Origin of the sequence: Caballeronia zhejiangensis, assembly GCF_022879815.1 — a bacterium.
Lineage (GTDB): Bacteria > Pseudomonadota > Gammaproteobacteria > Burkholderiales > Burkholderiaceae > Caballeronia > Caballeronia zhejiangensis.
The window spans coordinates 564,043-575,305 of record NZ_CP084283.1 but is presented as its reverse complement, the minus strand read 5'-3'; the positions used below and the strand labels follow the sequence as shown (position 1 = coordinate 575,305).

9 protein-coding genes are annotated in these 11,263 nt (G+C 63.5%); 5 read left to right on the top strand and 4 right to left on the bottom strand.

Going from position 1 to position 11,263, the window contains the following annotated elements:
- Window positions 1-91: 91 nt before the first annotated feature.
- From LDZ23_RS02680 to purN, 4 genes are all read right to left on the bottom strand, one after another.
- Window positions 92-1,288 (bottom strand): DesA family fatty acid desaturase, encoded by a 1,197-nt coding sequence (locus LDZ23_RS02680; protein WP_008351187.1) that lies wholly within the window; start codon window positions 1,286-1,288, stop codon window positions 92-94.
- Window positions 1,289-1,527: 239 nt separating this feature from the next.
- A complete protein-coding gene (locus tag LDZ23_RS02675; RefSeq protein WP_175982812.1) occupies window positions 1,528-2,892 on the bottom strand; it encodes a mechanosensitive ion channel family protein in 1,365 nt (454 codons plus the stop codon).
- 3 nt (window positions 2,893-2,895) lie between these two features.
- Entirely contained in the window at window positions 2,896-4,194 is a 1,299-nt protein-coding gene (locus LDZ23_RS02670) for an RsmB/NOP family class I SAM-dependent RNA methyltransferase (protein ID WP_008351189.1), read from the bottom strand.
- A complete protein-coding gene (gene purN / locus LDZ23_RS02665) occupies window positions 4,191-4,841 on the bottom strand; it encodes a phosphoribosylglycinamide formyltransferase (protein WP_244807745.1) in 651 nt (216 codons plus the stop codon). The genes LDZ23_RS02670 and purN overlap by 4 nt, the downstream gene beginning before the upstream one ends.
- A gap of 150 nt (window positions 4,842-4,991) precedes the next feature.
- Between purN and LDZ23_RS02660 the strand changes: the two genes are divergently transcribed.
- From LDZ23_RS02660 to dut, 5 genes are all read left to right on the top strand, one after another.
- Window positions 4,992-5,987: a bifunctional riboflavin kinase/FAD synthetase gene (locus LDZ23_RS02660; protein WP_008351191.1), complete on the top strand. Its 996-nt coding sequence runs from the start codon at window positions 4,992-4,994 to the stop codon at window positions 5,985-5,987.
- Window positions 5,988-6,082: 95 nt separating this feature from the next.
- A complete protein-coding gene (gene ileS, locus LDZ23_RS02655) occupies window positions 6,083-8,914 on the top strand; it encodes an isoleucine--tRNA ligase (protein ID WP_244807744.1) in 2,832 nt (943 codons plus the stop codon).
- Window positions 8,915-9,433: a signal peptidase II gene (gene lspA, locus LDZ23_RS02650; protein WP_033537118.1), complete on the top strand. Its 519-nt coding sequence runs from the start codon at window positions 8,915-8,917 to the stop codon at window positions 9,431-9,433.
- Window positions 9,434-9,487: 54 nt separating this feature from the next.
- On the top strand, window positions 9,488-10,696 hold the full coding sequence (gene coaBC / locus LDZ23_RS02645; RefSeq protein ID WP_244807743.1) for a bifunctional phosphopantothenoylcysteine decarboxylase/phosphopantothenate--cysteine ligase CoaBC: 1,209 nt from the start codon (window positions 9,488-9,490) through the stop codon (window positions 10,694-10,696).
- An 88-nt stretch (window positions 10,697-10,784) separates the two neighbouring features.
- A complete protein-coding gene (gene dut / locus LDZ23_RS02640) occupies window positions 10,785-11,231 on the top strand; it encodes a dUTP diphosphatase (protein WP_008351195.1) in 447 nt (148 codons plus the stop codon).
- Window positions 11,232-11,263: the final 32 nt, after the last annotated feature.

The window sequence follows — 11,263 nt, the reverse complement described above, 5'->3', positions numbered from 1 at the left end:
ACAACGTAACGCAAGAATCGGCTGCACAAAAACAAAGACCCCGCCAGAGCGGGGTCTTGTGACGTCCTTAAATTTTAACGGATATCGCGCGTCAGGCGTAGCGGCGCAGACGCAACGCGAAGTCCTGCAGCGCCTTGATGCCGCTTTCTTCCGCGCGATGGCACCAGTCCTGCAATTGCGTGACGAGTTGCTCGCGCGATGCGTTGGAGCGATCCCACATTGCCGACAGATCCTTGCGCAGCTCGATGAACGTGCGCAGCTTCTGATTATCCGAAGTCAGCTCCGGCAGTTGCTTCAACTGCGGCTCGTTCAGGCCGTCTTCTTCCTTGTGGAACCACTTGCGCGCGCCGCGCATCAACTGATACTTCTCGCGCGCGCCGGCCTCCTTCAGCTTCGCCAGTTCCTGCGCGTAGGCGTGCTTGAGCGCCTTGCCGTAGCGCGCCATCACTTCGTAGCGGTTGGCGAGCACGGCCTGCAGCGTGTCCTGATCGACGACGGCCTTGCTGGCGGCGAGCTTCGGCGTCGGCGCGACCTTCTTGACCTTCGCGAGGCCGACCATCGACATCATGCGGATGTACAGCCAGCCGATGTCGAACTCGTACCACTTGCTCGACAGCTTCGCGGACGTCGCGAACGTGTGATGGTTGTTATGCAGTTCTTCGCCGCCGATCAGAATGCCGAGCGGGAAGATGTTCGTCGATGCATCCGACGAATTGAAGTTGCGGTAGCCCCACCAGTGCGCGAGACCGTTGACGACGCCCGCCGCCCAGAACGGGATCCAGATCATCTGCACGGCCCAGACCGACAGACCGACGATGCCGAACAGCGCCACGTCGATGACCATCATGATGCTGATGCCCAGGATCGGATAACGCGTGTAGACGTTGCGTTCCATCCAGTCGTTCGGCGTGCCGTGACTGAACTTGCGCATGGTTTCTTCGTTTTTCGCTTCCGCGCGATAAAGCTCCGCGCCTTCGAGCAGCACCTTCCAGATGCCGCGCGTCTGCGGGCTGTGCGGATCTTCTTCGGTTTCGCACTTCGCGTGGTGCTTGCGGTGGATCGCCGCCCACTGGCCGGTCAACATGCCGGTGGTCATCCACAGCCAGAAACGGAAGAAGTGGCTCGCGACCGGATGCAGATCCAGCGCGCGATGCGCCTGGCAACGGTGCAGGTAAATCGTGACGCCGGCGATCGTGACGTGAGTCATCGCAAGCGTGAACAGCAGAATCTGCCACCAGGAGAAGTCCAGCAATCCGTTGGCGAGAAATTCAAGGGAAGAATTCAGCAAGGCAGTTACCTGTGTAGCTGTGAAATTCGGGAAAAATGGCCGGTCGAACAGACTTCGAACAACGCGTTGGGCACATGAAAGGAACGTGCGCAAGTTCGATCGCATTCTACTGCATGCGTTCCAAGTCTTTGTCCTAAAGGTGAAATTTTTTGAATCGTACCAAAACGAGGAAAAACTCACGCCCCGAATTGGTGTTGATTCCGACGCCAAATCGAAAGATTGGTTCTGACGATCAGCGATCAGGCGGCAGGCGCAGCGCTTTCACCGCCGCTTCCGGCATTAAGTACCGATTCGCCGCCCGGGCGGGGCACGCCGTCGATAATCCTTATCTCGCGCTGAGCGTACGGGATTTCAATGCCATGCTCACAGAATAACCGCCAAACCGCCCGATTTACGTGCGACTTTACGCCGCCTGTACCTTTGGCGGCCTCTTCGATCCAGAAGCTCAGTTCGAGGTTGATTCCGTCCGCGCCGAAGCTCGCGAGCAGCGCCGCGGGCGCCGGGTCCTGCAACACGCGCTCGACGCCCTGCGTTGCTTCGACGAGCAACTGCATCGCGCGTTCGACGTCGCAGCGATAGCTCACCTGCACCGCGATCTTCGCGTTGCCGCGCGTGAGAAACGACGAATGGTTCTGCACCACGTCGGTGATGAGCTTTTCGTTCGGAATCAGCGTTTCGATGCCGTCGAGGCCGCGCACCACCGTGTATCGGGTGCGAATCTGCGTGACCGTGCCCTGATTTCCGCTGACATTGATCATGTCACCGAGCCGCAAGGAGCGGTCCAGCAGAATGATGAAGCCCGATACGTAATTGCTCGCGATCTTCTGCAAGCCGAAGCCCAGCCCGACGCCGAGCGCGCCGCCGAACACGCCGAGCACCGTGATGTCGATGCCGACGATCGACAAGCTCACCAGAATGGCGGCGAGGATCATCAGCGCCCGGCCGACGCGCGCGAGCACCACTTTGAGATTCGCGTCGAGCGAGCGGGCGCGCATCAGGCGGTCGTCGAGCAGCGCGCCCGCCCACATCGCGACGATCAGCGTCACGCACACCCACAGCACGCCCGAGGCGAGCGAGAGCAGCGTCATGTGCGCGTTCGCGAAGTTGAAGCGCACGCTCGCCATCCAGTGGACGACGTCGTCCTGGATGCCCATGACGGTGAGCACCATCGTCACCCAGACGATCACGGTGACGAGTTTCTCGAACAGATACAGCAGCGCGTTCGCCTCGTGCTCCGTCTGGCCGCGGCTGAACACGCGCCGCGCGACGTAGAGCATCGTGTAGATGACGGTGATGCCGCACAGCGGCACGAGCGCGAGCCGCAACAGCGACGTATGGATGAACGGCGCGAGCACGACCTGCGCGATCGACACGAAAACCGTGCCGAGCAACGGAAACAGCGCCTTGTTGAGACTTTCCGCGCCGAAGCGCACGGCTTCGAAACGCGACTGGCGGCGCGCATCGAGCTTCTTGCGAAGCAGACGCGCGCACCACCACGCCACTACGAGCAGGCCGACGAGCGCGGCCACCTGCCAGATCACTTCCGGCTCGCCGAAATCGCGGAAGAGCCGCGCGGAGAGTTCGTTCAGGAAGTGGTTCTGCATTGCTTAAGCGGTTTCTTCGGCCGCTTTGGGCGCTTTTGCGGCGTCCGGCACGCGCTCCAGCACCGCCGCGAAGAAGCCGTCGGTGCCGTGCTTGTGCGGCCACAGCGACAGGAATTCGCCCGTATCGAGATCGATGCGCTGTTCCGCCAGCACGTCGCGCGCGGGCACGACGCGGAAGTTCGGATGCGTCTCGAGGAACTGCTTCACGACGTCTTCGTTCTCCGCTTCGAGCATCGAGCAGGTCGCATAGACGAGACGGCCGCCGGTCTTCACGAGGCGCGCGGCGCTCGACAGGATCGAGAGCTGCTTGGGCGTGAGTTCCGCGACGGTCGCGGGCGACTGGCGCCACTTCAGATCCGGATTGCGACGCAGCGTGCCGAGGCCCGAGCACGGCGCATCGACGAGCACGCGGTCGATCTTGCCCGCGAGACGCTTGATCTTCGCGTCGTGCTCGCTGTCGATCAGCACCGGATTCACGTTCGACAGACCGCTGCGCGCAAGCCGCGGCTTGAGCTTCGCGAGCCGGCGATCGGACACGTCGAAGGCGTAGAGACGGCCGGTCGAGCGCATCATCGCGCCGAGGGCGAGCGTCTTGCCGCCCGCGCCCGCGCAGAAATCGACGATCATTTCGCCGCGGCGCGGGGCCATCAGCGAGCAGAGCAACTGGCTACCCTCGTCCTGCACTTCGATCCAGCCTTCCTGGAACGGCGCGAGACGCGTGAGCGCCGGCTTGCCGTCCACGCGGATGCCGAACGGCGCGAACGGCATTTCGCCGGCGTCGATGCCCGCTTCGGTCAGCGCCTTCAGCACGACCTTGCGATCCGCCTTGATCGGATTCGAGCGCAGATCGAGCGGCGCGGGATAGTTCAGCGCGGCGGCGAGCTGCGCGAGTTCCTCCGGCTCGAAGCGCTTGCCCATCGCGTCGTAGATCCACTGCGGCAGGTTGGTCCGCACGCGCACCGGCAAGCTCGCCGGATCGATCTTCGAGACTTGCGAGAGCCATTGATACTCATCGGCCGAGACGAACGGCTTCAGCGCGGAGAGCCCGGCCGTCTGCATCAGCCCGAGCAGCGCCAGACGGCGCGCCTGGTTGCCGCTGCCGCTTTCCGCGAGATGCGAAAACTCCATCTTCCGGCGCAGCACCGCGAAAACCGCCTCGGCGATCACGCCGCGCTCGCCGTGCCCGAGCTTCGGATGCGCGCGGAAAAAGCGGCTCGTCGCGGCATCGGCGGGGCCGGAAAAGCGGAGCACGTCCGCAAGCAGCGTTTCGGTTTGTCCGATCAGAAATCCATGCAGCCTCATACGCCCTCCCCGGCAATGTCGGCAAAGAGCCATTGCGGCTCAGACGGCGTGAGCGCGACGCGCTCCCCTTCGATAGAAAGACGCCCTTCGATAAACCAGCGCACCGCGCGCGGATAGATGTCGTGCTCGACCTTGAGCACGCGCGCGGCGAGCGCGGCGGCATCGTCGCCGGCGACGACCGGCACCGCGCCTTGCGCGACGATCGGCCCGTGATCGAGCGTCGGCGTCACGAAATGCACGCTTGCGCCGTGCACGCGCACGCCTGCGTCGAGCGCCTGCTGATGCGTACGCAAGCCCGGAAAACACGGCAGCAGCGACGGATGAATGTTGAGCATGCGCCCGGCATATTTCCCGACGAAGGCGTCGGTCAGCACGCGCATGAAGCCGGCCAATACGACGAGATCGGGCTCGAAGCGATCGATTTCACGCGCGAGCGCGGCATCGAACGATTCGCGACCGTCGAACTGACGATGATCCACCACGTTCGTTTCGATGCCGTTCGCGGCCGCGAAGCCTAGCCCGGCGGCATCGGGCCGGTTGGAAATGACCGCGCAGACGCGAGCCGGCCAGCCTTCGCGCGCGCATGCACGCACGACGGCCTCCATGTTGCTCCCGCGTCCGGAGATCAGAATGACGATTTTTTTCATCCGCGGATTTTATCATTCGAAGGGTGCGAGAATCGTGCCAAACGGGTTCGGTCAGGCATCGCGCCGGGGCGCTCGCGCCCGTCCCTCCTTGCGAGCGTTTATAATCTAACGCTTTGCAGCATCAGCCCCTCCCACCGACCATCGCCTATCGTGAGAGTCTTTCGCGGCCTCCCCAATGCCGAAAGCCGGGCGCCCTGCGCACTGACCATCGGCAATTTCGACGGTGTCCATCGCGGCCACCAGGCGCTGCTCGCGCACGTGCGGGCAGCCGCCGACGCGCGCGGCCTGCCGGTCTGCGTGATGACTTTCGAGCCGCATCCGCGCGAGTTCTTCAATCCGGCGGGCGCGCCGCCGCGCATCGCGATGCTGCGCGACAAGCTCGAAGCGCTGCGCACCAACGGCGTCGATCGCGTGGTGGTCGAGCATTTCAACAAGACGTTCGCGGGACAATCGCCGGATACGTTCGTGAAGAACGTCATCGTCGATGGCCTGCACGCGCGCTGGGTCATGGTCGGCGACGACTTCTGCTACGGCGCGAAACGCGCGGGCAATTTCGAGTCGTTGAAAGCCGCCGGCGAGAAATACGGCTTCGAAGTCGAGCAGATGGCAACAGTCGCGCATCCGAACGGCACGCGCATATCGTCGTCGTCGGTGCGGGCGTCGCTCGTCGCGGGCGATCTCGACGCGGCGCAAGTCGCGCTCGGGCGCCCGTATGTCATCAGCGGTCACGTCGTGCACGGCGCGAAGCTCGGACGCGATCTCGGCTTTCCCACGCTGAATCTGCCGATCGCGCACAAACGGCCGGCGCTCGCGGGCATCTTCGTCGTGCGCGTGCACGGCCTCGCCGATGAACCGCTGCCCGCCGTCGCGAGCCTCGGCCTGCGCCCGACCGTCGACGATTCCGGCCGCGTGCTGCTCGAAGTGTTCGTGCTCGACTGGCACGGCGACGCCTACGGCAAGCTCGTGCGCGTCGAATTCCTGAAGAAGCTGCGCGACGAGGAGAAGTACGTCGACCTCGAAACGCTCGGCCGCGCCATCGCGAAAGACGTCGACAACGCGCGCGCGTACTTCGGCCTGCCGCCCGCGAGCAACGCCGGCAGCCGCGCGACGGGCTTCGCCATCTCGGCGACCGACCGAATTAGGTGAGCGTGCGGCGCGTTCTTGTGCCGTCCGCTGCCCCGCTTCCGAATCACCGCGCGCTAAAAGACGAGCGCCGTCTCACCGAATTCACTGAGTCACCCATGAGCGACAAGAAAGAAAAAGCCTCCTCGAAGTATCCCGTCAACCTGCTCGACACGCCCTTCCCGATGCGCGGCGACCTGCCCAAGCGCGAACCCGCGTGGGTCAAGGAGTGGCAGGACAACAAGATCTACGAGAAGATCCGCGCGGCGTCGAAGGGCCGCAAGAAGTTCATCCTGCACGACGGCCCGCCGTATGCGAACGGCGACATCCACCTCGGTCACGCCGTCAACAAGATCCTGAAGGACATGATCGTCAAGGCGCGCAATCTCGCGGGCTTCGACGCGGTCTACGTGCCGGGCTGGGACTGCCACGGCATGCCGATCGAAATCCAGATCGAAAAGCAGTTCGGCAAGACGCTGCCCGCCATCGAAGTGATGCGGAAGGCGCGCGCGTATGCGGGCGAGCAGATCGAAAAACAGAAGGTCGGCTTCCGGCGCCTGGGCGTGCTCGGCGACTGGGACAATCCGTACAAGACGATGAACTTCGCCAACGAAGCGGGCGAGATCCGCGCGCTCGGCAAGATCATGGAGAAGGGCTTCGTGTTCCGCGGCCTGAAGCCGGTAAACTGGTGCTTCGACTGCGGCTCGGCGCTGGCCGAAGCGGAAGTCGAATACAAGGACAAGACCGATCCGACCATCGACGTCATGTTCGCGTTCGCCGAACCGGAGAAGACCGCGCAGGCGTTCGGCCTGCCCGCGCTGCCGAAGACGGAAGGCGGCATCGTCATCTGGACGACGACGCCCTGGACCATTCCCGCGAACCAGGCGCTGAACGTGCATCCGGAGATCGTCTACGCGCTCGTCGATACGCCGCGCGGTCTCCTGATCCTCGCGCAGGAGCGCGTCGAAGCGTGCCTGCAGAACTACGGCCTGACGGGCGAAGTCATCGCGACGACGACCGGCGAAAAGCTCGCGAACCTGCGCTTCCACCATCCGCTCGCGGCAGCGCATCCGGGCTACAAGCGCACGGCGCCGGTCTATCTCGGCGATTACGTGACGACGGAAAGCGGCACGGGCATCGTGCATTCGTCGCCGGCGTATGGCGTGGAAGACTTCGTGTCGTGCAAGGCGCACGGCATGCCGGACTCGGACATCATCAACCCGGTGATGGGCGATGGCCGCTATATCGAATCGTTGCCGCTGTTCGGCGGGCTGTCGATCTGGAAGGCGAATCCGCAGATCGTCGAAGCGCTCGAAGGCGCGGGATCGCTGCTCAAGAGCGAAAAGTACACGCACAGCTACATGCACTGCTGGCGCCACAAGACGCCGATCATCTATCGCGCGACCTCGCAATGGTTCGCCGGCATGGACGTGAAGCCGAAGGACGGCGGCCGCACGCTGCGCGAGATCGCGCTGGAAGGCGTCGAGAACACGGCGTTTTATCCGTCATGGGGCAAGCAGCGTCTTTACAGCATGATCGCGAATCGCCCGGACTGGACGCTTTCGCGTCAGCGTCAGTGGGGCGTGCCGATGGCGTTCTTCGTGCACAAGGAAACCGGCGAGCTGCATCCGCGCACGCTGGAGTTGCTGGAAGAAGTGGCGAAGCGTGTGGAGGAAGGCGGCATCGAAACGTGGCAATCGCTCGATCCGCGCGAACTGATCGGCGACGAAGCCAACATGTACGAGAAGAACCGCGACACGCTCGACGTGTGGTTCGATTCCGGCACGACGCACTGGCACGTGCTGCGCGGCTCGCACAAGGATTCGCTGCAGTTTCCGGCCGATCTCTATCTCGAAGGCTCGGACCAGCATCGCGGCTGGTTCCATTCGTCGCTGCTCACCGCGTCGATGCTCGACGGCCGCGCGCCCTACGACGCGCTGCTCACGCACGGCTTCACCGTCGATGGCGAAGGCCGCAAGATGTCGAAGTCGCTCGGCAACGGCATCGATCCGCACGAAGTGTCCAATCGCCTTGGCGCGGAAATCATCCGTTTGTGGATCGCATCGACGGACTATTCGGGCGAGCTCGCGATCTCCGAGGAAATCCTGAAGCGCGTGACGGAGACGTATCGCCGTATCCGCAACACGCTGCGCTTCCTGCTCGCGAATCTGTCGGACTTCGATTTCGACAAGAACGCGCTGCCGGTTCAGGACTGGCTCGAAATCGATCGATACGCCATCGCGCTCACGCGCAATCTGCAGGACGACGCCCTCGCGCACTACGAGAAGTACGAATTCCATCCGGTCGTCGCGAAGATCGCGACATTCTGCTCGGAAGACCTCGGCGGCTTCTATCTCGACGTGCTGAAGGATCGCCTCTACACCACGAAGTCCGATTCGCGCGAGCGCCGCAGCGCGCAAACCGCGCTGTTCCATATCGCGCACGGCTTGTTGCGTCTCGTCGCGCCGTATCTGTCGTTCACGGCCGAAGAAGCGTACAAGGTGCTCAAGCCCGGTCAGGAAACGATCTTCACGGAAGTCTTCGCGACGTATCCGGAGATCGCGAACGGCGGCGATCTGCTCGACAAGTGGACGCTCATCCGCAGCGCGCGCGGCGACGTCACCAAGGCGCTCGAAGAAGCGCGCACGGCCAATCAGATCGGTTCGTCGCTGCAGGCGGAAGTCGTGGTTCGTGCGAGCGGCGCGCGTTACGACGCACTCGCGAGTCTCGGCGATGCATTGCGCTTCGTGCTGATCACGTCGTCGGCGCAAGTGGAAAAGGTGGCGAGCGAAGCAGAAGAAGGCGTCGATGTCGCCGCGTCGAGCTACATGAAGTGCGAGCGCTGCTGGCACTATTGCGCCGATGTCGGCTCGCACCCGGAACATCCGGGCCTCTGCGGCCGCTGCTTCTCCAATCTCTTCGGCGCAGGCGAAACGCGAGGCGCGGCATAAATGGCTCGAACGATGGCAAAGCAAACTTCCGTTAGAACCGCGAGCAGCGGTTCGCTCGCGCCGTGGCTCGGCGTCGCGCTCATCGTCATTCTGTTCGACCAGTTGACGAAGATCGCCGTGCAGCGCGTGTTCGCCTATGGCGATCCGCATGCGCTCACGCCCTTTTTCAATCTGCTGCTCGTCTACAACCGCGGCGCGGCGTTCAGCTTCCTCGCGATGGCGGGCGGCTGGCAGCGCTGGGCGTTCACGGCGTTGGGCGTCGTCGCGGCGATCGTGATTTGCTATCTGCTCAAGCGCCATTCGGGGCAGCGCATGTTCTGCACGGCGTTGTCGCTCATCATGGGCGGTGCGATCGGCAATGTCATCGACCGGATTGCGTACGGGCACGTCATCGACTTTCTGGATTTTCATGTGAACGCGTGGCACTGGCCGGCGTTCAACCTCGCCGATAGCGCGATCACCGTCGGCGCGGTCCTGCTGATTTTCGACGAACTGCGGCGCGTGCGCGGTTCACGTTGATATTCACGACGCGGCTCCTCTCACGGAGCCGTGTTCTTTTGCGATGGAGGCAAGTTGGAACTCGCGGGCAAACATCTCGTTTTAGGACTGACCGGCGGCATCGCCTGCTACAAGATCGCCGAACTGACGCGCCTGCTCGTCAAGGCCGGCGCAACCGTGCAGATCGTGATGACGGAAGCGGCCACGCAGTTCATCACGCCCGTCACGATGCAGGCGCTGTCGGGCCGTCCCGTGTACACGTCGCAGTGGGATGCGCGCATGCCGAACAACATGCCGCACATCGATCTTTCGCGCGAAGCGGATGCGATCGTCATCGCGCCCGCCTCGACCGACTTCATGGCGAAGCTCGCGCATGGCATGTGCGACGACCTGCTTTCGACGCTGTGCATCGCGCGCGATTGCCCGCTGCTCGTCGTGCCCGCGATGAACCGCCAGATGTGGCAAAGCCCGCCGACGCAGCGCAATGTCAGCCAGCTTCGCGCCGATGGCGTCGAAGTGCTCGGTCCGGATTCGGGCTCGCAGGCGTGCGGCGAAGTCGGCGACGGCCGCATGATCGAGCCGGAAGCCGCGTTCGAAGCGATCTGCGCGTTCTTTCAGCCGAAGATTCTGCGCGGCCAGCGCGTGCTGATTACCGCCGGTCCGACCTTCGAGCCGCTCGATCCGGTCCGCGGCATCACCAATCGTTCGTCGGGCAAGATGGGCTTCGCGCTCGCACGCGCGGCGGCGCAGGCGGGCGCGGACGTGCATCTCGTCGCCGGTCCGGTTTCCCTGCCGACGCCGTGGGGCGTGTATCGCGAAGACGTGCAGACCGCGCAGGAAATGCACGATGCGGTGATGGCCGCGACCCCTGACACCGACATCTTCATCGCGGTCGCCGCGGTGGCGGACTGGCGCGTCGATCACGTCAGCGAACAGAAGATCAAAAAGACCGCCGACGCGTTGCCGAGGTTCAACTTCATCGAGAATCCGGACATTCTCGCGTCGGTGGCGAAGCTGCCGAATCCGCCTTTTTGCGTCGGCTTTGCGGCGGAAAGCGGCAATCTCGAGGTTCATGGCGATGAGAAACGCAAGCGCAAGAACGTGCCGCTGCTGATCGGCAATATCGGACAGCTCACGTTCGGACGCGACGACAACGAAGTCGTGCTGTTCGAAGAAAGCGGCACGACACCGCTGCCGCGCGCCGGCAAGCAGGAACTCGCGCGCACGCTGATCGCGGAGATCGCAAAACGCGCGCCGAAGACCGGCGGCACGCTGTTGTCGTGACCGAACTCGACGCCGCGCGCACGCGCTCCTATCGACTTCCCGCCGATGCTTTCGAGCTCGGCCATTCCATTCAATAACGCCTCGATTTATGAAACTCGACGTCAAGATTCTCGATGCGCGCATGCGCGACTTCATGCCCGCCTACGCCACGCCCGGCAGCGCGGGCCTCGATCTGCGCGCGTGCCTCGATGCGCCGCTCGTCATCGAGCCGCATCAGACCGTGCTCGTGCCGACCGGCCTCGCCATTCATCTCGCCGATCCCGGCTATGCCGCGATGATCCTTCCGCGCTCGGGTCTGGGTCACAAGCATGGCATCGTTCTCGGCAATCTCGTTGGGCTGATCGATTCGGATTATCAAGGCCAACTGATGGTTTCGACGTGGAATCGCGGCGACACCGCGTTCACGCTGAACCCGATGGAGCGTCTCGCACAGATGGTGATCGTGCCGGTCGTGCAGGCGCAGTTCAATATCGTCGATGATTTCGAAGCGAGCGAGCGCGGGCTTGGTGGATTTGGAAGTACCGGGAAACACTGAAAGCGAATGCACTCGCGCTGGGACGAGACATA

Coding starts and splice junctions, on each gene's coding strand:
- LDZ23_RS02670 (WP_008351189.1), bottom strand. CDS start 4,194: ATGAGGCTGCATGGATTTCTGATCGGACAAACCGAAACGCTGCTTGCG.
- ileS (WP_244807744.1), top strand. CDS start 6,083: ATGAGCGACAAGAAAGAAAAAGCCTCCTCGAAGTATCCCGTCAACCTG.
- purN (WP_244807745.1), bottom strand. CDS start 4,841: ATGAAAAAAATCGTCATTCTGATCTCCGGACGCGGGAGCAACATGGAG.
- dut (WP_008351195.1), top strand. CDS start 10,785: ATGAAACTCGACGTCAAGATTCTCGATGCGCGCATGCGCGACTTCATG.
- lspA (WP_033537118.1), top strand. CDS start 8,915: ATGGCTCGAACGATGGCAAAGCAAACTTCCGTTAGAACCGCGAGCAGC.
- LDZ23_RS02675 (WP_175982812.1), bottom strand. CDS start 2,892: ATGCAGAACCACTTCCTGAACGAACTCTCCGCGCGGCTCTTCCGCGAT.